The 19020-nt window shown below is 73.5% G+C and carries 18 protein-coding genes; all 18 read right to left on the bottom strand.

Features of this window, described 5'->3' with window-relative positions; genetic code table 11:
* Nucleotides 1-3: 3 nt before the first annotated feature.
* Nucleotides 4-366, bottom strand: coding sequence for an RNA polymerase-binding protein RbpA (locus tag ACIG47_RS25750; RefSeq protein ID WP_397415896.1), 363 nt, complete (start codon nt 364-366; stop codon nt 4-6).
* Between the two features lie 54 nt (nt 367-420).
* Nucleotides 421-663 carry a preprotein translocase subunit SecG gene (gene secG / locus ACIG47_RS25745; RefSeq protein WP_119144792.1) on the bottom strand — a complete coding sequence of 81 codons (243 nt, stop codon included), beginning with the start codon at nt 661-663 and terminating at the stop codon, nt 421-423.
* Between the two features lie 257 nt (nt 664-920).
* On the bottom strand, nt 921-1691 hold the full coding sequence (gene tpiA / locus ACIG47_RS25740) for a triose-phosphate isomerase (RefSeq protein WP_397433928.1): 771 nt from the start codon (nt 1689-1691) through the stop codon (nt 921-923).
* Between the two features lie 55 nt (nt 1692-1746).
* Nucleotides 1747-2964, bottom strand: coding sequence for a phosphoglycerate kinase (locus tag ACIG47_RS25735; RefSeq protein WP_397433914.1), 1218 nt, complete (start codon nt 2962-2964; stop codon nt 1747-1749).
* 125 nt (nt 2965-3089) lie between these two features.
* Nucleotides 3090-4094 (bottom strand): type I glyceraldehyde-3-phosphate dehydrogenase, encoded by a 1005-nt coding sequence (gene gap, locus ACIG47_RS25730; RefSeq protein WP_397415901.1) that lies wholly within the window; start codon nt 4092-4094, stop codon nt 3090-3092.
* Nucleotides 4095-4397: 303 nt separating this feature from the next.
* On the bottom strand, nt 4398-5378 hold the full coding sequence (whiA, locus tag ACIG47_RS25725; RefSeq protein WP_119144784.1) for a DNA-binding protein WhiA: 981 nt from the start codon (nt 5376-5378) through the stop codon (nt 4398-4400).
* Between the two features lie 18 nt (nt 5379-5396).
* Nucleotides 5397-6605: an LLM class flavin-dependent oxidoreductase gene (locus ACIG47_RS25720; RefSeq protein ID WP_397433913.1), complete on the bottom strand. Its 1209-nt coding sequence runs from the start codon at nt 6603-6605 to the stop codon at nt 5397-5399.
* Entirely contained in the window at nt 6605-7735 is a 1131-nt protein-coding gene (locus ACIG47_RS25715; protein WP_397433912.1) for an LLM class flavin-dependent oxidoreductase, read from the bottom strand. The genes ACIG47_RS25720 and ACIG47_RS25715 overlap by 1 nt, the downstream gene beginning before the upstream one ends.
* A 64-nt stretch (nt 7736-7799) precedes the next feature.
* Nucleotides 7800-9056 carry an LLM class flavin-dependent oxidoreductase gene (locus ACIG47_RS25710; protein WP_397433910.1) on the bottom strand — a complete coding sequence of 419 codons (1257 nt, stop codon included), beginning with the start codon at nt 9054-9056 and terminating at the stop codon, nt 7800-7802.
* A 6-nt stretch (nt 9057-9062) separates the two neighbouring features.
* On the bottom strand, nt 9063-10166 hold the full coding sequence (locus ACIG47_RS25705) for an ABC transporter substrate-binding protein (protein WP_397433909.1): 1104 nt from the start codon (nt 10164-10166) through the stop codon (nt 9063-9065).
* Nucleotides 10163-10927, bottom strand: coding sequence for an amino acid ABC transporter ATP-binding protein (locus ACIG47_RS25700; protein WP_397415912.1), 765 nt, complete (start codon nt 10925-10927; stop codon nt 10163-10165). Before ACIG47_RS25700 ends, ACIG47_RS25705 begins: the two co-directional genes overlap by 4 nt.
* Nucleotides 10924-12021 (bottom strand): amino acid ABC transporter permease, encoded by a 1098-nt coding sequence (locus ACIG47_RS25695; protein ID WP_397433908.1) that lies wholly within the window; start codon nt 12019-12021, stop codon nt 10924-10926. Before ACIG47_RS25695 ends, ACIG47_RS25700 begins: the two co-directional genes overlap by 4 nt.
* Nucleotides 12018-12656: a GNAT family N-acetyltransferase gene (locus ACIG47_RS25690; protein WP_397433906.1), complete on the bottom strand. Its 639-nt coding sequence runs from the start codon at nt 12654-12656 to the stop codon at nt 12018-12020. Before ACIG47_RS25690 ends, ACIG47_RS25695 begins: the two co-directional genes overlap by 4 nt.
* Nucleotides 12653-13525: a DUF1684 domain-containing protein gene (locus ACIG47_RS25685; RefSeq protein ID WP_397433905.1), complete on the bottom strand. Its 873-nt coding sequence runs from the start codon at nt 13523-13525 to the stop codon at nt 12653-12655. Before ACIG47_RS25685 ends, ACIG47_RS25690 begins: the two co-directional genes overlap by 4 nt.
* 1 nt (nt 13526) lies before the next feature.
* The gene (locus tag ACIG47_RS25680; RefSeq protein WP_397433904.1) at nt 13527-15305 is read right to left on the bottom strand and encodes a dipeptide ABC transporter ATP-binding protein; all 1779 of its coding nucleotides are present in this window, start codon (nt 15303-15305) and stop codon (nt 13527-13529) included.
* Nucleotides 15302-16138 carry an ABC transporter permease gene (locus ACIG47_RS25675; RefSeq protein ID WP_397433902.1) on the bottom strand — a complete coding sequence of 279 codons (837 nt, stop codon included), beginning with the start codon at nt 16136-16138 and terminating at the stop codon, nt 15302-15304. Before ACIG47_RS25675 ends, ACIG47_RS25680 begins: the two co-directional genes overlap by 4 nt.
* A complete protein-coding gene (locus ACIG47_RS25670) occupies nt 16135-17106 on the bottom strand; it encodes an ABC transporter permease (RefSeq protein WP_397433901.1) in 972 nt (323 codons plus the stop codon). Before ACIG47_RS25670 ends, ACIG47_RS25675 begins: the two co-directional genes overlap by 4 nt.
* Nucleotides 17106-18896 (bottom strand): ABC transporter substrate-binding protein, encoded by a 1791-nt coding sequence (locus tag ACIG47_RS25665; RefSeq protein ID WP_397433900.1) that lies wholly within the window; start codon nt 18894-18896, stop codon nt 17106-17108. The genes ACIG47_RS25670 and ACIG47_RS25665 overlap by 1 nt, the downstream gene beginning before the upstream one ends.
* Between the last annotated feature and the right edge of the window lie 124 nt (nt 18897-19020).

Here is a 19020-nt window from a genome sequence, read left to right as displayed (position 1 = left end):
CTCTTAGCCTGCGACGCGGCCGCCACGGCGGACGCGCAGCGCTTCCAGCGCCTCTTCCAGGAGTGCTGCGCCGTCCTCGTCGGATCGGCGCTCCTTCACGTAGGCGAGGTGCGTCTTGTAGGGCTCGTTGCGCACGGGGGAAGGCGGGTTGACCGGGTCCATCCCGGCAGGGAAGCCGCAGCGGGGGCAGTCCCACTGTGCGGGGGCCTCCACGTCCTCACCCACCGAGAAGCTCGGCGCCGTCTCGTGCCCGTTGGCACACCAGTAAGAAACTCGGACGCGCGGGGCCGTGTCGCCCCGCTCCGTCTCCCCGAGGGGGCCGGCGCCTACCCGGCTCCCTCGAATCGCATGACCGCCTGATGCCACGTCTGTCGTCCCCTCTGTGTGTGGCCGTCAGCTGCTAGGCGCTTGGCGACCGGGTCAGCTGACCTTCTGGATGAGGCCGAGCAGGACGATCACCACGGCCCACACGAGGGCGAAGGCGATGGTGATGCGGTTGAGGTTTCGCTCGGCCACGCCGGACGAGCCGGCGCCCATCGAGATACCGCCACCGAACATGTCGGACAGCCCGCCACCCTTGCCCTTGTGGAGCAGGATGAGCATGGTGAGGAAGCCACTGGTCAGGACCAGCAGGACTTCCAGGATGATGCGGAGCACGTCCACGGGTTCACGTCCTCGGTTGTAGGTGTGCCGGGCGTCACCCGGCGGCGGATTTCCGGTCAAGAGTAAGCGAGACGTACCTCACAGTGCGAACCCCCTGTTCAGGACTTCGTGAAGCCTGGAAAGGGAGCCGTACCTGGAACATCGCGCCCGAGTGAGAGTACCTCAGCCAGGTTGCGTACCGGTCTCGGAACCACGACGTGTCAGGCGTGCAGATCACCGGGGTGACCTGCACGCCTGACGTGCGCTCAGCTCTGGTCTCAGGCGGTGACGTGGGACTGGTAGCGCGCGATCTTCGCGAACTCCTCGGGGTCCAGGCTCGCGCCGCCCACCAGGGCGCCGTCGACGTCGGGCTGCGCCATGATCTGCGCGACGTTGCCCGACTTCACCGAGCCGCCGTACAGCACGCGGACGCCGTCGGCGACGGTCTGGTCGCACAGCTCGCCGAGCACCCGGCGGATCGCACCGCAGACCTCCTGCGCATCCTCGGGCGTGGCGACCTCGCCGGTACCGATGGCCCAGACGGGCTCGTACGCGATGACGATCTTGGCGACCTGCTCGGCCGGGACGTCGGCCAGCGCCGCCTCGACCTGCGCCAGCGTGTAGGAGACCTGGTCGCCCGCCTTGCGCACCTCCAGGCCCTCACCGACGCACAGGATCGGCGTCAGGCCGTGCGCGAAGGCGGTGCGGACCTTGGCGTTGACCAGCTCGTCCGACTCGGCGTGGTACTCCCGGCGCTCCGAGTGCCCGACGACGACGTAGGTGCAGCCCAGCTTGGACAGCATCGCCCCGGAGATCTCGCCCGTGTACGCACCGGACTCGTGCTTGGACACGTCCTGCGCGCCGTAGACGAGCTCGAGCTTGTCGCCGTCCACGAGGGTCTGCACCGACCGCAGGTCGGTGAACGGCGGCAGCACCGCCACCTCGACCGCCGCGTAGTCGTGCTTGGCGTCCTTGAGGGACCACGCGAGCTTCTGGACCGTGCTGATCGCCTGCTGGTGGTCCAGGTTCATCTTCCAGTTGCCCGCCATCAGGGGCGTGCGGGTGGTTGCCACGTTCTTCTTCTTTCTTCTGGGATCAGGGCGGTCAGTCGGCGAGCACGGTGAGGCCGGGGAGCTCCTTGCCCTCCAGCAGCTCCAGGCTCGCGCCGCCACCGGTCGAGATGTGGCTGAACCCGGCCTCGTCGAAGCCGAGCGCACGCACGGCCGCGGCGGAGTCGCCGCCGCCCACGATGGAGAACCCGCCGGCGGCTGTCGCGTCCACGATGCCCTGCGCCACGGCACGCGTGCCCGCGGCGAACGCGTCGAACTCGAACACGCCCATGGGGCCGTTCCACGCGATGGTCCGCGCGTCCGCGAGCTTGCCGGCGAAGAGCTTGCCCGACTCGGGGCCGATGTCGAGGCCCATGGTGCCGTCCGGGATGGCGTCGGCGGCGACGACCTGGTGCGGCGCGTCCGCGGCGAACGAGTCCGCCGCGACGATGTCGACCGGCAGCACGATCTCGACGCCGTTCTCCTCGGCGGTGGCGAGGTAGCCCTTGACGGTGTCGATCTGGTCGCTCTCCAGCAGGCTGTTGCCCACCGACAGGCCCTTGGCCGCCAGGAACGTGAAGACCATGCCACCACCGATGAGGAGGCGGTCGGCCTTGGTCAGCAGGTTGGCGATGACGCCGAGCTTGTCCGAGACCTTGGAGCCGCCGAGCACCACGGCGTAGGGGCGCTCCGGGTCGCCGGTCGCCTTCGAGAGCGACTCGACCTCCTTGAGCACCAGGTCGCCGGCCGCGGCGGGAAGCACCTGCGCGACGTCGTACACGGAGGCCTGCTTGCGGTGCACCACGCCGAAGCCGTCCGAGACGAAGGCGTCCGCGAGCTGCGCCAGCTCGCCCGCGAGCTCGGCACGCTCCGCGTCGACCTTCGAGGTCTCGCGCGGGTCGAAACGGACGTTCTCCAGCAGGGCGACCTGGCCGTCGGCCAGGTCCGCGACGGTCTTCTGCGCCGACGGGCCGGTGAGGTCCTCGGCCAGCGCCACGGGGGCGCCGAGCAGCTCGCCCAGGCGCTCCGCGACCGGCGCCAGCGAGTACTTCGCCTCCGGGGTGAAGCCGTCCGTCGGCTTCGGCCGGCCGAGGTGCGCGGTCACGACCACACGGGCACCCGCGTCCGCCAGACGCCGCAGCGTGGGCAGGGCGGCGACGATGCGCCCTTCGTCGGTGATCGCCCCGGTCTCCTTGTCGAGCGGGACGTTGAAGTCTGAGCGGACCAGGACGCGCTTGCCGCGCAGGTCGCCGAGGGAGTCGATGGTCTTCATGAGCACTCCAGGTCGGGGACCGGCCGCCACGAGGCCGGTCGAAGCTTCGTTACATGACGACGTCCGCGTGCGCCGGCTGGCCGATGCGCACGCGGACGTCGGGGTTCACGCCGGGACGAGAGGCGTCAGAGCTTCTCGCCGACGAACACGGTGAGCGAGACGAGGCTGTTCGAGTAGCCCCACTCGTTGTCGTACCACGAGACGACCTTGACCTGGTTGCCGATCACCTTGGTGAGCTTCGCGTCGTAGATGCTCTGGTGCGGGTTGGTCACGATGTCCGACGAGACGATCTCGTCGTCCACGTACTCCAGGACGCCCTTGAGCGGGCCCTCGGCGGCAGCCTTGACCGCGGCGTTGACCTCCTCGACGGTGACGTCGCGGGGGGCCTCGAAGGTGAGGTCCGTGGCCGAGCCGGTGATGACCGGCACGCGCAGGGCGTAGCCGTCCAGCTTGCCCTTGAGCTCCGGCAGCACCAGGGCGACGGCCTTGGCGGCACCCGTGGTGGTGGGCACGATGTTCTGCGCGGCCGCACGGGCACGACGCAGGTCCTTGTGCGGGCCGTCCTGCAGGTTCTGGTCACCCGTGTAGGCGTGGATCGTGGTCATGAGGCCACGCTCGATGCCGATCGAGTCGTTCAGGGCCTTGGCCAGCGGGGCGAGGCAGTTCGTGGTGCACGACGCGTTCGAGATGATGTGGTGCGCCGCGGCGTCGTACTGCTCGTGGTTGACGCCCATGACGAACGTCGCGTCCTCGTTCTTGGCCGGGGCCGAGATGATGACCTTCTTGGCGCCGGCGTCGATGTGCGCCTTCGCCTTGGTGGCGTCCGTGAAGAAGCCCGTGGACTCGATGACGATGTCCGCGCCCAGCTCACCCCAGGGGAGGTTCGCGGGGTCGCGCTCGGCCAGCGCACGGATCTTCTTGCCGTCCACGATGATGTTGTCGTCGTCGAAGTCGACCGACTTGCCGAAGCGGCCCAGCGTCGTGTCGTACTTGAGCAGGTGCGCGAGAGTCTTGTTGTCGGTCAGGTCGTTGACGCCCACGACCTCGATGTCCGCACCCGACTCCACGAGAGCCCGGTAGAAGTTCCTGCCGATACGGCCGAAGCCGTTGATGCCGACGCGGATGGTCACAATGCCCTCCTCAGGGGCGCCGGCCGTCCCGGCGCACACGTTTCCTTGTATCTGTCGCCACTCCCGTCGATGGCCGACGGTGAAGTGCGTTCGTCAGGGTTTTCCGGGCACCGCGACCTCGCGACGACCCGAACGGGAAACGCGATGGTCACGGCGTCGTCACCTGACGATTTCGAGCCTATACCCGAACCGCACCCGACCGTGACCCGAGCCGGACAGTGTGGAACTCCCGGTTCTGTTCGTTCTCACAAACCGGAAGCGGCACACCCGGCACGGTCCGGGTGAAGTGTGGTCCGGCTCCGCTCAGAGGTCGAGCAGGTCCGCGGGGAGGCCGGCCTCCGTGTCCGGGATACCCAGCTCCAGGGCACGCTTGTCGGCCGTCGACAACAGCCGGCGGATCCGGCCCGCCACCGCGTCCTTGGAAAGCTGCGGATCGGCCAGGCGGCCCAGCTCCTCCAGCGACGCCTGCTTGTGCGCCAGCCGCAGCTCACCGGCCTGCCGCAGGTGGTCGGGCAGCTCGTCGCCCAGGATCTCGAACGCCCGCTGCACGCGCGCCCCCGCCGCCACCGCGGCCCGGGCCGAGCGCCGCAGGTTCGCGTCGTCGAAGTTCGCCAGGCGGTTGGCGGTGCCGCGCACCTCGCGGCGCTCGCGGCGCTCTTCCCAGACCTTGAGCGTCTCGGGGGCGCCGATGCGCTCCAGCATGCGGCCGATGGAGTCGCCGTCGCGGATGACGACGCGGTCGATGCCCCGCACCTCGCGGGACTTGGCGGCGACGCCGAGGCGGCGCGCGGCGCCCACCAGGGCGAGCGCCGCCTCCGGCCCGGGGCTGGTCACCTCCAGCGCCATCGACCGCCCGGGCTCCGTGAGGGAGCCGTGGGCGAGGAACGCGCCGCGCCAGACGGCCTCGGCCTCCTGCACCCCGGCGGACACGACCTCCGGGGCCAGCCCGCGCACGGGGCGGCCCCGGGCGTCGAGCAGGCCGGTCTGACGGGCCAGCGACTCCCCCTCGCGCACCACGCGCACCACGAACCGCGAGCTCTTCCGCAGCCCGCCCGCCTGCACCACGATGAGCTCGCTGCTGTGCCCGTACAGGTCGTGGATCGCGTGCCGCAGCCGCGTCGCCGCGGACTCGGTGTCGAGCTCCGCCTCGATCACGACCCGACCGGAGATGATGTGGAGACCGCCGGAGAACCTCAGCGTCGCGGAGACCTCGGCCTTGCGGCACGACGTCTTCGCAACCCTCACCCGAGCGAGCTCCTCCTTGACCTGTCCCGTGAGCGCCATGGCGTCATCCTGCCATGGTCACCGCCGGGCTGACGGGGTGGAATCGCGGAAACTCGGGGCAATTGTCCCGGCGTGTCGCCGTTCGGGGCCGTCCACCCCCGGACCGACCTCGGCGAGCGGCCCCGTGCCGTGCGCGGCCGTGAACCCGGCGGCGCGCCGCGCGTCCCGCGGACCCCACAGCTCCGTGCCGACCTCGGCACGGACCACGGGGACCACCTCGGCCGCGAACCGGCGCAGCACGTCCTCCTGCCGGGCCGGTTCCAGCAGGTGGTTCACGGACACGGACTGCAGGACGTGCCCGAACGACGCGTGGTAGTCGAGGATCTTCTCGGCCACCCGCTCGGGCGAGCCCACGAGCGCGGGCCCGCGGTCGACGGCGTCCTGGAGCGTGCGGAAGCTCGTCACCTTGCCGACGGCGCCCGGCGCGTGCCTCCGCTGGTCCTGCTGGCGCACCTGGCCCTCGTAGATCGGCCGGTACTGCTCGATGGCCGCCTCCGTGGTGTCGGCCAGGAACAGCCCGCCGGAGCCCGCGCCCACGAACCCGTAGGCCGGGTCGTGCCCAGCGGCCGCGTACCGCTCCCGGTACCGGTCGATGAGCACGGCGTAGTTCTCCCGGGGCTGCAGGGCGTTCGCGCTGACGATCGGGTCGCCGTGCTCGGCGGCCAGGTCGACGGCGAACTGCGACGTCGCCGAGCCGTGCCAGATGCGGAACGGCCCCGCGAACGGGCGCGGGAGAGTGGTCGCGTGCTCCAGCCGGTGCCGGTGCCGCCCCTCCCAGGTGACGTCCTCGGCGGAGAGCAGCAGCCGCAGCAGCTCGTAGTTCTCCCGCAGGTACTCGTACTGCTTGGCGATGTCCAGGCCGAGCAGCGGGTACTGCAGGTCCTCGTTGCCCTTGCCGATGACGATCTCCAGGCGGCCGCGGCTGAGCTGGTCGATGGTGGCCAGGTCCTCGGCGAGCCGGATCGGGTCGTGCAGGGACAGCACCGTGACGCCGGTGGAGAGCAGGATGCGGGACGTACGGGCCGCGATCGCGCCCAGCAGCACCGTCGGGGCCGAGGACAGCACCGGGCCGGCGTGCCGCTCCCCCACCGCGAACGAGTCGAACCCGAGCTCCTCCGCGAGCACCGCGGTGTCCACGATCCGGTTCAGCCGGTCGGCGGGCGGCACCTCGCGGCCGGTGACGGGGTGGGGCGGGTTGAACGCGATGTCCAGCACCTGGAAGCGCATCAGGCCGCCGCCTCCGCAGCCGGACCCGACGTCGCCGTGGCGCGGTCGCGCTCGGCCACGCCCTCCTTGACGAGCGGGATGACGTACCTGCCGAAGTCGATCGCGTCGTCGAGCAGGTCGTAGCCGCGCGCGGAGATCACCCGCACGCCCAGGTCGTAGTACGCGAGCAGCGCCTGCGCCACCTGCTCGGGCGTGCCGACCAGGGCGTTCGAGTTCCCGGCGCCACCGGTCGCCTTCGCCGTGGCGGTCCACAACGCCGTGTCGAACCGCTCGCCCTGGGCGGCGATCTCCAGCAGGCGCTGCGAGCCCGCGTTCTCCGGCTTGTCGATCGGGTGGCGTCGGCTCAGCACACCGCCCTGGGCCGCCTTGCGCGCCTCGATCCGGTCCAGCACCCGGTGCGCCTTCTCCCAGGCCAGCTCCTCCGTCGGGGCGATGATCGGCCGGAACGCGGCGTGGATGCGCGGCGGCGTCGCCCGGCCCGCCGCGGTGGCCTCGGCGCGCACCCGGGCGATCTGCTCCGCGGTGCGGTCCAGCGGCTCTCCCCACACCGCGTAGATGTCGGCCTCCGCGGCGCCGACCGGGTAGGCGGCGTCGGAGGAGCCGCCGAACGAGATGGTCGGCACGTGGCCCTCGACCGGCTTCACGTCGAGCACGAAGTCGTCGAGGTCGTAGAACTCGCCGTGGTGGTCGAACGGCTCGCCGCTGGTCCAGGCCCGCTTCACGATCTGGATGTACTCGCGGGTGCGGGCGTACCGCTGGTCCTTGGTGAGGGTGTCGCCCTCGCGGCCCTGCTCGTGGTCGTTGCCGCCCGAGATGAAGTGCACCGACAGCCGCCCGCCCGAGAGCTGGTCCAGCGTCGCGAACGTCTTCGCGGCGTACGTCGGGTAGGAGACGTTGGGCCGGTGCGCGAGCAGCAGCTCGATGTCCGGCACGTGCGCGGCGACGTGGGCCGCGAGCGCCGCCGGCTCGGGCCCGGAGGAGCCGTAGGCGAACAGGATGCGGGTCCAGCCGTTGTCCCGGTGGGCGCGCGCGATGCGGACCAGGTAGTCGGGGTCGAAGGGCGCGGTGGTGCGGGCGGTGGTCTCGGAGGCGTCACTGGTGGCGGCGATGCCGAGGAACTCGACGGGCATGGGGTTCTCCTTCGCGTGGGGGCGTGCGGGGTTGTTGGTTGTCGGACGGTGGACCGGGCCGGGTTCAGACGCCGCTGGCCACCCGGCCGGGGCTCGTCGCGGCCCGCTCACCGGTGCCCCAGGCCCGCGCCAGCAGCTCGAACGAGCGGCGGGTCTCGGCAGGGTCGTGGGTGGCGGTGGTGACCAGCAGCTCGTCGGCGCCGGTGACGCGCACGAGCGTCTCCAGGCGTTCGACGACGGTGTCCGGGTCGCCGACGATCCGGGTGTCCACGCGGTCGGCCACGAGGGCACGCTCGGCGTCGGGCCGGTCGGTCCAGGCGGTCGCGGCGGACGGCGACGGGTAGGCGATGGCGCCGCGCTCGCCGCGGCGGATGGACAGCACCCAGTCGGCGAACGGCTCGGCCAGGACGCGGGCGCGTTCGAGGGTCTGCGCGACGAGGACGTCGGCCGACACGATGACGTACGGCTCGGCGAGCACCCCGGGCCGGAACGCCTCCCGGTAGGCCGCCACGGTGTCCAGCACGGTGGCGGGGCTGACGTGGAAGTTGGCCGCGAGCGGCAGGCCGAGCTCGCCTGCGACGCGGGCGCTCTCGCCGCCGCTGGACGCGAGGAGCCAGAGGTCGAACTGGGCCCCCTCGACGGGCGGGCTCGTGTACGCGCCGCCGCTGCGGTCGCGGTAGGTGCCGCGCTGGACGTCGAGCACGAGCTCGACCTCCTCGCGGAAGCCGGCCGGCTCGCGCTGTGCACCGATCACCTCCTGCTGGGCGAGGATCCGCTCGCGCAGCGCAGGGTCGTTGAACCCGTTCGGCGGCGCGGGCGGCACGTACAGCCCGTCCACGAGCCGCGGTACGGCGCCGGCGCTCGCCGCTGCCCGCCCGCCGTCGAACGTGGACTTGTTCGGGTTCTGGGCCGCCTTGGCACGACTGTTCCCACGTTCGTCTCCCCCGGTCGCGGCCGGGGCCGGCCGGGGGACGGTGAACGCGCGGCCCAGGCCCAGGTCGACCCGGCCGGGGTGCAGGGCGGCGATGGTGCCGAACTGCTCGGCGGCGATCAGGGGCGACGTCGTGGACAGCAGCACGGCCCCGGAGCCGACGCGGATGCGCGCGGTGCGGGCTGCCACGGCGGCCGCGAGCACGGCGGGCGCCGCGGAGGCGACGCCGGGCGCGAGGTGGTGCTCGGCGTACCAGACGCGCCGGTAGCCGAGGGCGTCGAGGTCGACCGCGAGCGCCACGGCCCGCTGGATCGCCGCGGCGCCGGTGGAGCCGTCGGCGACCAGGGCGAGGTCGAGCACGGACAGGGGCACGCGGATGGCTTCGGTCATGGGGACTCACTCCTCCGTCTTGGGCAGGCCGGGCGGGTTGGTCTCGGCGCGGTCCACGGCCTCGACCTCGAGGCCCCAGCGCTCCAGCACCTGCTGGTAGGAGCCGTCCTCGATGGCGTGGTTGAGGGCGGCGGTGACCGCGTCGGCGGCGTCCGCGCCCTTCTTGGTGGCCACCGCGATCTGCGCGGTGTCGGGCCAGCCGCCGTTCAGGGTGCCGACCACCTTGAAGTCCTCTGGGGAGACGGCGGCCTGGTAGGCGAGCGACGCGTTGGGGCCCACGTAGGCCTCGACGCGGCCGGACTGGAGGGCGAGCAGCACGTCGGAGAGCTGCTCGTAGTACTCGGGGCCCTGGATGGGCTCCAGGCCGTCGGCCTGGTTGAGGCGGTCCCACTCGAGCAGGATCTTCTCCTGGTTGGTCCCGGAGCCGACGCCGACGACCTTGCCGGCGATGTCCTCGCGGGAGTCGATGACCAGGTCGGAGTCGGCGGCGGTGAGCCAGCCGAGCTCGTCGACGCGGTAGCTCGAGAAGTCGATGGTCTCCTTGCGCTCCTCGGTGACGGTGACGTTGGAGATGACGGCGTCGACGTCGCCGGACTGGAGGGCGAGCGGCCAGTCGGCCCAGGCCTTGACCTCCAGGTTCAGGTCCTTGCCGAGGGCGTCGGCGACGAGCTGGGCGATGTCGGTCTCGTGGCCGATCGGCGTCTTGTCGTCGTCGGCGAGGAAGACGAGCGGCGGGGCGCCGCTGCCGCTGACGGCGACGGTGATCTCGTCCTTGTCGGCCCACTCGTCGGGCAGCAGGGCCACGGCGTCGGCGGACTCGGTGCTGCGGACGCGGTCCTGGTCGGGGCTGGTGCTGACCTGAAGACCGGCGGACTCGGGTGCGTTCCCGGCGAGGCCGGCGGACTCCTCCGTCTCGGGGCGCTCGGTGCTGGCCGCCGAGCAGGCGGCGGTCAGGGCGAGCAGCGGCACGGCGGTCAGGGCGAGGAGGCGGCGGGTGGCGCGTCGGGAGACGGTCACGGTGGTTCCCTTCGGGGCGGGGGTCGGGGCGGGGTTCGGGCGGCGGTCGAGGGTCGGGGCGGGGTTCGGGTTCAGGCGGAGGTCGAGGGTCACAGGACCTTCTCCAGGAAGGCCCTGGTGCGGTCGTTGGCGGGGTGGTCGAGCACGTCGGCGGGCGGCCCCTGCTCGACCACGACGCCCTCGTCCATGAAGACGACGGTGTCCGCGATCTCGCGGGCGAACCCGACCTCGTGGGTGACGACGACGAGCGTGGTGCCGGTGCCGGCCAGCTCCTTGATGACGCCGAGCACCTCGCCCACGAGCTCGGGGTCCAGGGCAGACGTCGGCTCGTCGAACAGGACGACGGCGGGCCGCAGGGCGAGCGCGCGGGCGATGGCGACGCGCTGCTGCTGGCCGCCGGAGAGCTGCCGGGGGCGGTCCCCTGCCCGGTCGGCGAGCCCGACCCGGGCGAGCAGCTCGCGCGCCTCCGCCTCGGCCTCGGCGCGGGGCCGGCCCTGGGCGAAGATCGGCGCCTCGACGACGTTCTCCAGCACGGTGAGGTGCGGGAAGAGGTTGAAGTTCTGGAAGACGAACCCGATGCGGGTGCGCCGCCGCAGGATCTCGCGCTCGGTGAGCTCGCGCAGGGTGCTGCCGCGCCGGGCGTACCCGATGAGCTCGCCGTCCAGGGACACGAACCCGCGGTCCACCTTCTCCAGGTGGTTGATGGCGCGCAGCAGCGTCGACTTGCCCGACCCGGACGGGCCGATGATGGCGGCGACCTCGCCCGGCCGGACCGTCAGGTCCACGCCGCGCAGCGCCTCCAGCAGGCCGTACGACTTGTGCACGCCCCGGATCTCCAGCAGTCCACCGGTCATGCGGCACCTCCCTTCGGTCCGGTGGGTGCGGTGCGCGGCGCGACCCACCGGCAGACCCGGACGCGTGCGGCCAGGGCGGGCGGGACGCCGTCGGGCACGGGGGAGCCGGTGAGGCGCGACCAGCCGACCTGGAGCTCCCACCGCACGCGCTGGACCGGCGTGGGCGGCAGGGTGCGCAGCGCGCCCTTGGCGTAGTGCCGCTCGACGTAGTACTGGACCACCGTGATGAGCGTCGTCAGCGCGAGGTACCAGATCGCGGCGACGATCAGGAGCGGCACCACCCGGCCGTTGCGGCCGTAGATGACGCTCACGATGTAGAACAGCTCGCCGTATGCCAGCACGTACACGATCGAGGTGCCCTTGAGCAGGCCGATCACCTCGTTCACGGCCGTCGGCACGATGGACCGCATGGCCTGCGGCAGGATGATGCGCCGCACCTGGCGGTGCCGCGGCAGGCCCAGGGAGGCGGCGGCCTCGTGTTGCCCCTGGTCGACGCCGAGGATGCCGGCGCGGACGATCTCTGCGCTGTACGCCGCCTGCGACAGGCCGAGGCCCAGGATCGCGGCCCAGAACTTGTCGATCAGGTCGAGCGTGTCGAAGAACAGGAGCTCCGGTCCGAACGGGATGCCCAGGCTCAGCACCGGGTACAGGTACGCGAGGTTGTACCAGAGCAGGAGCTGCAGCAGCAGCGGCACCGACCGGAACACCCACGTGTACGCCCACGACACGGCCTGCAGGAGCGGCGAGCGGGACAGCCGCATCAGGGCCAGCACCGTGCCGAGCGCGAAGCCCACGACCGACGCCGTCACCGTGAGCCGCACCGTGGCCCACGCGCCCTCCAGGATCGAGGGCCATGTGAGGTAGCGGGCCACGACGTCCCACTCCCAGCGGTCGTTCGTGACCAGGGACGAGACCACCATGGCCAGCAGGACGCCGACCACCGCCGTGGCGACCCAGCGACCCGGGTGCCTGGCTCCCACCACGCGCAGGTCCTCGTCCGGGGTGCCCGCCGACGCCGGGCCGCCCGCCCCCGGTGGGAGCCCCGGCGGCGGGTACAGGAGGCGCGACTCGCCCTCGGCCAGCTCCGCGCTCATGCCGTGAGCCACTTCTCGAACGGGAGCGGACCGAACGGCACGTCGCCCACCAGGTCCGGCGTGGCGACCGGCTCGCCCGCCGCGGCCGCCGTGAGCGGCCGGTACCCGGCGGACCGGTACAGGGCGGCGGCCTCCGGCTGGCGCGGACCCGTGGTCAGGTACAACCGTGGGTAGCCCAGGTCGCGGGCCCGTGCCTCCAGCTCGCCCAGCACCCGCCGCGCCAACCCGCGCCGCCGGTGCGCCGCGTGCGTCCAGATCCGCTTGAGCTCCGCCGTCGGGACCACGGGGACGCCGCCCGCGTCGCGGGTACCCGGCCGCTCCAGGCGCGCGTCCTCCCCCAGCTCGGGCTCCAGCCGACGCCGGAACGCGCCGCCCGCCACCGGTTCGCCGTCCTCCAGCAGGAGCACCAGCGACCCGACCGGCGGGGCGAACTCGGCGGCGGCGTAGTGCGCCATCTCCGCCCGGTGCTGCTCCTCGGTCAGGAGGTCGTGGTAGCGGGCGCGGTACTCGGCCGAGAGCCCGGCCAGCAGCGGTTCGACCAGCGGGTCCGACAGGTGCACGTCACGCACCTCCGCCACCGGGCCGCGACCGGGCGGCCGGGGCGCGGTGGTCGCCGTCGGGGGCAGGGTGGTCATCGGGGTGCCTTCTCGCCCGCCGGCACGGCGAACGGCAGGTGGTTGCCCGCCGCAGGGGCGGGGCACGTGCCGAAGCCGGTGAACGCGAACGGCAGAGCGGTCGCCCGGTTCAGGTCGAGGCGCAGCGTGTCCGACGCCGCCGGCTCCTCGCCGGGCACCCCGGCCCGGAGGACCCGCCACGGCGCCACACCGTCCGTCTCGTCGGTGAACAGCAGCCGGGGCTGCGCGAGGGTTCCGGTCAGCAGCAGCAGGTGGTCGTGCGCGATCTCCACCTCGCCGACGGCCTCGACGTGGTGCACGAGGCGGGGCTGTGCCGCGCCGACCGTCAGGCTCACGGCCCGGTCGAACCACCGCACCGGCACGTCCAGCACCCAGGCCGGGTCGTACGCGAACGCGGGCACGCCCGAGAACCCGGTACGGGTGGGGGCCTGGGGATCGCGCAGGCGCAGGCCGTACCGGCCCGTACGGCGCACCACCTCGACGGCCACCTCCTGCTCCCCGTCCGCGCCGGACCGGCCCTCGGGCAGGTAGGTGCCGAGCACCAGGGAACGTCCCTCGGCCACGGCGACCGACGTCGGGGCGCCGTAGCGCACCAGGTCGCCCACCAGCGCGCTCGTGTCACCGGCCGTGGGCCGGGTGAACAGCCTGCCGTCCGCGACCCACCATTCGCCCGGCAGGCCGGGCAGGGGCCGCGGCGTCGACGTCGGCCACAGCAGGGCGACCGGGCTCAACCACCCGTGGGGCTCGCACAGCTTCCGCTCGCGAGCGGCACGCCACGCGGCGTGCTCGCGCTCGGCCGCCGACAGGTCGGGCGGGGCGACGGGGCCGGTGAGGTCCGTGGCGATCGTCGTGCTCCGGGGATCGGTCATGTCAGTCCTTCCGCTGGGGGTGCCGGCCGCGGCCGGCACCGGGGATCGCCGCGACCAGGTCGGCGGTGTACGGGTGGGCGGGGTGATCGAGGACGCGACCGACGGGTCCGTGCTCCACCAGCCGCCCGGCGCTCAGCACGCCGACGTGGTCGGCAACCTGCCGCACCACGGCCAGGTCGTGCGAGACGAACAGGTAGGTCAGGCCACGCTCTGCGCGGAAGCGGGCCAGCAGCTCCAGAACCCGCGCCTGCACGGAGACGTCGAGCGCCGACGTCGGCTCGTCCAGCACGAGCAGCTCCGGGTCGAGCGCCAGCGCCCGGGCGATCGCCACCCGCTGCCGCTGCCCGCCCGAGAGCTCGGCGGGCCGGCGTCCGGCCAGGTCGGGCGACAGGTGCACCTGCTCCAGGAGGTGCGCGACTCGGTCCCGGCGCTCGACCCGGTCGCCCACCCGGTGCGCCCGCAGCGGTTCGTCGACCACGGCGGACACCGTGAACCGCGGGTCGAGCGACGAGTACGGGTCCTGGTGCACCAGCTGCGTGCGCCGCCGGGTGGCGCGGCCGGTGCCCACTGGGACTCCGTCGAGCTCGACCGCGCCCGCGTCGGGCCGCTCCAGGCCGAGCACGAGCCGTGCCGTGGTCGACTTGCCCGACCCTGACTCCCCCACCAGCGCGAACGCGGAGCCGCGGGGCACGACGAACGACACGTCGTCGACGGCGCGCAGGCGTTCCCGCCGGCCGAGGCGGAACTCCTTGACCAGCCCACGGACCTCCAGGAGCACGGGCGACGGGTCGTCGGGGCGGACTGCGTCACCTGGGGCGACGAGGTGACCGTCCGGCACGTGGCCCGGGGTCGGCGCGGACGCGCTTGGCACATTATTTCTGGGCGCCGGGTTCCAGCCGGGCACGGCGGCCACGAGCTCGCGGGTGTACGGGTGCTCCGGTGCGCCCAGCACGCGCGCGGCCGGTCCCTCCTCCACCACGCGCCCCTCCTTGAGCACCACCACCCGGTCCGCGCGGTCGGCGGCCACGGCCAGGTCGTGGGTGATGAGCAGCACCGCGGTACCGGCGCGGGACGTGAGGTCGGCGAGCAGGTCGAGCACGCGACGCTGGACGGTCACGTCCAGCGCCGACGTCGGCTCGTCGGCGATCACGAGCTGCGGCTCGCACGCCGTCGCGATACCCACCAGGACGCGCTGCCGCATGCCGCCGGAGAGCTGGTGCGGGTACTGCCGTGCCCGCGCGGCCGGACGGTCGAGCCCGACCTCGCGCAGGATCTCGACCGCTCGCCGGCGCGCCGCCCGGCGCGGGGTCCCGTGCACCACGAGGGCCTCCGCGACCTGCTCGCCCACCCGCACCACCGGGTCCAGCGCGGCGCCCGGGTCCTGCGGCACGAGGCCCACGCGCACGCCCCGCACGCGCCGCCACGCGTCCGGCAGCAGGTCGGTGAGCGTCACCCCGGCGGTCGCGCGCGGGCCCGGCCCGGCCTGCGGCGCGGCGAGGTGCACCTGACCGGCCGTGACGCGGCCGCCGTCGGGCAGCAGGCCGATCAGAGCGTGCGCCGTGGTCGACTTGCCGCTGCCCGACTCGCCCACCAGGGCGACCACCTCACCCGCACGCACGTCGAGGTCCACGTCGTGCACGACCTCACCCTCGCCGTAGGCGACCCGCAGCCCGCGCACGCGCAGCAGGCTGCCCGACGGCGCGGCGCCGGGCCGGGCCTCCGTCAGCAGGTCGTCCGTGGACAGCCCGCCGGCCGTGGACGCGCTCGTCGTCGATGTCATCGGTCCGTCCTTCCGTCGCGGGCGAGCACCCGGCCGAGCACGCCCACGGCGAGCACGAACAGGGCGATGACCAGGCCGGGCAGCGTCGAGTACCACCAGGCGACGGCCAGGTAGTCGCGCCCCTCGGCCACGAGCGAGCCCCACTCGGGCGTGGGCGGCGTGGCCCCGTACCCGAGGAAGCTCAGGGCCGACACCGCCAGGAGCACCGCACCCAGCTCGACCGCCGCGAGCGCCAGCACGGGCCCGGCGGAGTTGGGCAGCACGTGCCGCAGCACGACGGCGGCGCGGCTCGCGCCGGCCAGCCGCGCCGCCTCGACGTAGGTGGCGTGCCGCACGCGGAGCACCTGGCTGCGCATGACGCGCGCGAACGTCGCCACGGACGCGACGCCCACGGCCACCGCGACCTTGACGGTGCCGAAGCCGAGCGCGGTCACCACGGCGAGCGACAGCAGCAGCCCGGGGATCGCCAGCAGCACGTCCGTGGCGCGCATGAGCGCCTCGTCGACGGGACCGCCCGCGAAGCCGGCGACCAGCCCGACGGCGGACCCGGCCACGAGCGCGACGCCGATGGCGAGGAGCGCGGCGCGCACGGACAGGCTCGTGCCGTGCACGGTCCGCGCGAACAGGTCACGGCCGAGGTGGTCCGTGCCGAACCAGTGGCCGGCACCGGGAGCGAGCAGCTTGTCGGCGGGGACCCCGGTGACCGGGTCGTGGCCGGTGAACAGGCCGGGGGCGACCGCCCAGAGCAGCACCAGGACGACCACGGCGAGCGCACCCAGGGTGACGGGGCGGGCGAGGGCCCGGGGCAGGGCACGGGTCTGTGCGGAGCTCATGACGCACCTCCGGGTCCGGGGCCCGCGGGCCGGGCGCCGGTCAGCACCCGCGGGTCCAGCAGCGGGTGGACGAGGTCCACCAGGAGGCTCGTGCCCACGAACACCGCGGCGGCGACGACCACGAGCCCCTGGACGACGGGGATGTCCTGCGTGGTCACCGCGTTCTCGACCAGCCGGCCGAAGCCCTGGCGCGAGAACACGGTCTCGACCACCACGGTGCCGCCGAGCAGGTTGCCGACCAGCACGCCCAGCACCGTCACGGTGGGCAGGGAGCCGTTGCGCGCCACGTGCGCACCGAGCACCCGGCCTCGTCCGGCTCCCTTGGCGAACACGGTCTCCACGGAGGGTGCGCGCCACGCCTCGCGCAGCCCCTGCGACAGCACCTGGGCGACGACGGCGGAGAGCCCGACGGCGAGCGTGACTGCCGGCAGCACCAGCGAGGCGAATCCTTCGTTGCCGACCGCCGGGAACAGGAACCAGGTGAACGAGAACAGGTGGAGCAGCACGAGGCCGACCCAGAACCCCGGCACGGCGACCCCGAGCGGCGGCAGCGCCAGCAGCAGGTCGCGCAGCCAGGTGGCCCGGGTCCACGACGCGAGCGTCGCGATCCCGACGCCGCCCGCCAGGCCGAGCACGAGTGCCAGGCCCGCGAGCTTCGCCGTCTCCGGGAACGCGTCGGCGATGAGGCCGGCCACGGGGGCGCCGCTGCTGATCGACGTGCCGAGGTCGCCGGTCAGGGTGCGGCCGAGCAGCGTGAGGTACTGCTGGACCGGCCCCTGGTCGAACCCGTGGCGTGCGCGCAGCTCGGCCACCCGGGCGGGGTCCACGCGCTCTCCCCCGGCGCCCTGGTCGAGCATGATCGCCACCGGGTCGCTGGGCAGCAGGTACAGGATCAGGTAGGAGACCGTGAAGGCGGCCCAGAGCACCGCGGCTGCGCCGCCGAGCCGCCGCAGGACGTGGACGAGCATCACTCCTGCTCGATCCACGCGTCGTGGAACAGCAGCCGGGACGAGGCGTCGAAGGTGACGCCGTGCACGTCTCCGCGCACCCCGATCGACTGGGCCAGCTCGAACAGCGGCACCGCGAGCCCCTCGTCGAGGATCGCCCGCTGGGCGTCCGCGACCAGGGCGTCGCGGGCGCCGGGGTCGGCCTCCCCGAGCTGCTCGTCCAGCAGCGGGTCGACGACGTCGTCCGGCTCGCGCAGGCTCAGGTTCCGCTGGGCGGTGGAGAACTGGGTGCGCAGGATGTCGGCGTCGGCCCGGGTGACGTTGTAGTAGTAGAGGTCGTAGTCGCCGGAGTCCTGGGCGGTGGTCTGCTCGGCGGCCGTGAGCTGGCGCAACGTGAGGTCCACGCCGACGGCGCGGAGCTGCTGGGCGACGAGCTCCAGCACCGGCCCGCTGCCGGTGAACACGGGGGTGTACGTCACCTCGATCTGCAGGGGCGTGCCGTCCTTGACGCGGATGCCGTCCTCGCCGGGCACCCAGCCTGCGTCGTCCAGGATCCGCCCGGCCTCCTCGGGGTCGAAGGCGAGCTGGTCCGACAGGTCGGCGTACCCGGGCGTCGTGGACGCGAGGATGCCGGTGGCCGGCTCGAACGCGTCGGACAGCACGGTGTCGACCAGCTCCTGCCGGTCGATGGCGGGCAGGAGCGCGCGGCGCACCTCGACGTCGTCGAGCGGCGGGCGGGTGAGGTTGGGCTGCAGCACGAACGGCACGCCCGGGTTGGCGCGGGTCAGCACGGCGCCGCCCGAGCCCTCGACCTGCGGCACGTCCTGCGGCAGCACGTCGCCGACGGCGTCGAACTGGTCGGACGCGAGTCCCCCGGCCCGCACCCCGGACTCCGGCACCACGGAGAACTCGATGCGGTCCAGGTACGCCTCGCCCGCGTGCGCGGCCGGCTCAGGGGCCCAGTCGTAGCCGTCGCGCCTGGTCAGCACCGCGCCCTTGTCCTGCGTGTAGCTCTCCAGCACGAAGGGCCCGGAGCCGACGACGTCGCCCTGGAGGCGCTCGGCCGGGTCCGCCTGCGCGGTCTCCTCGGCGAGGATCGCGAGCGACACCGTCGACGTGGCCTGCAGGAACTGCGCGTTGGGTGCGTCGAAGACGACGGTGGCGGTGCGGTCGTCGGGCGCCTCGGTCCGCTCATAGCCCGCCAGGTAGCTCGCCGCGAGCGGTGCGGTGGCCCCGAGGTCGCCCGCGATCGCGTCGAAGCTCGCTCGGACGTCCGCGGAGTCCAGCGCGCTGCCGTCCGAGAACGTCACGCCGTCGCGCAGGTGGAACGTGAAGTGCGTCAGGTCGTCGCTGACGTCCCAGCTCTCGGCCAGCCACGGCTCGATCTCACCCGTGGCGGGGTCCTGGTCGGTCAGCGAGTCGGCGAGCTGGCGCGCCACGTAGATGCTCACGTTGGAACCCACCTGCTGCGGGTCCACACCCTGCGGTGCGGCGCCGAGCGCGAACCGGAGCGTGCCGCCCGGCGTCGGGTCCGCGGGCGTGCTGCCGCCGGCTCCGGCCTCGCCCGGTCCGGCGCAGCCGGTCAGGACGAGACCGGTGACCAGGGCCGTCGTCACGACCGGTGCGACACGACGGCGTCCGGCGGACCCCTGCGGTGCCTGGCGCGGCGCGCCGTGACTGCCAGGGGATCCGGCGACGGCGCGGTCGGCGCCGGCCTGTGACGTCGCGGCGGGCTGCCGGACGGCGGACGTCGGGGCGGGCCGGCGAGCGGCGGGCCGTCGGCTCAGGTGGTGAGAGTGGTGCGGGGCCATGTGGGTGTCCTCTCGGGGCACGGCGAGGCGGACCTGCGCGAGGGTGCACGAAGGTCCGTCACCGGGGTGACGCGGGGGGCGAGGTGCGGTGGAGCGGGTGGTGGGGCGCGGGCCCGGGCGAGGC

Source organism: Promicromonospora sp. NPDC052451, from assembly GCF_044547525.1.
GTDB lineage: Bacteria > Actinomycetota > Actinomycetes > Actinomycetales > Cellulomonadaceae > Promicromonospora.
This window is presented reverse-complemented; position numbering and strand designations above follow the sequence as displayed.

Coding starts and splice junctions, on each gene's coding strand:
- ACIG47_RS25735 (WP_397433914.1), bottom strand. CDS start 2,964: ATGAAGACCATCGACTCCCTCGGCGACCTGCGCGGCAAGCGCGTCCTG.
- tpiA (WP_397433928.1), bottom strand. CDS start 1,691: ATGGCGGGCAACTGGAAGATGAACCTGGACCACCAGCAGGCGATCAGC.
- ACIG47_RS25680 (WP_397433904.1), bottom strand. CDS start 15,305: ATGACATCGACGACGAGCGCGTCCACGGCCGGCGGGCTGTCCACGGAC.
- ACIG47_RS25700 (WP_397415912.1), bottom strand. CDS start 10,927: ATGACCGGTGGACTGCTGGAGATCCGGGGCGTGCACAAGTCGTACGGC.
- ACIG47_RS25695 (WP_397433908.1), bottom strand. CDS start 12,021: ATGAGCGCGGAGCTGGCCGAGGGCGAGTCGCGCCTCCTGTACCCGCCG.
- ACIG47_RS25685 (WP_397433905.1), bottom strand. CDS start 13,525: ATGACCGATCCCCGGAGCACGACGATCGCCACGGACCTCACCGGCCCC.
- ACIG47_RS25690 (WP_397433906.1), bottom strand. CDS start 12,656: ATGACCACCCTGCCCCCGACGGCGACCACCGCGCCCCGGCCGCCCGGT.
- ACIG47_RS25715 (WP_397433912.1), bottom strand. CDS start 7,735: ATGCCCGTCGAGTTCCTCGGCATCGCCGCCACCAGTGACGCCTCCGAG.
- ACIG47_RS25710 (WP_397433910.1), bottom strand. CDS start 9,056: ATGACCGAAGCCATCCGCGTGCCCCTGTCCGTGCTCGACCTCGCCCTG.
- whiA (WP_119144784.1), bottom strand. CDS start 5,378: ATGGCGCTCACGGGACAGGTCAAGGAGGAGCTCGCTCGGGTGAGGGTT.
- ACIG47_RS25665 (WP_397433900.1), bottom strand. CDS start 18,896: ATGGCCCCGCACCACTCTCACCACCTGAGCCGACGGCCCGCCGCTCGC.
- ACIG47_RS25670 (WP_397433901.1), bottom strand. CDS start 17,106: ATGCTCGTCCACGTCCTGCGGCGGCTCGGCGGCGCAGCCGCGGTGCTC.
- ACIG47_RS25720 (WP_397433913.1), bottom strand. CDS start 6,605: ATGCGCTTCCAGGTGCTGGACATCGCGTTCAACCCGCCCCACCCCGTC.
- ACIG47_RS25675 (WP_397433902.1), bottom strand. CDS start 16,138: ATGAGCTCCGCACAGACCCGTGCCCTGCCCCGGGCCCTCGCCCGCCCC.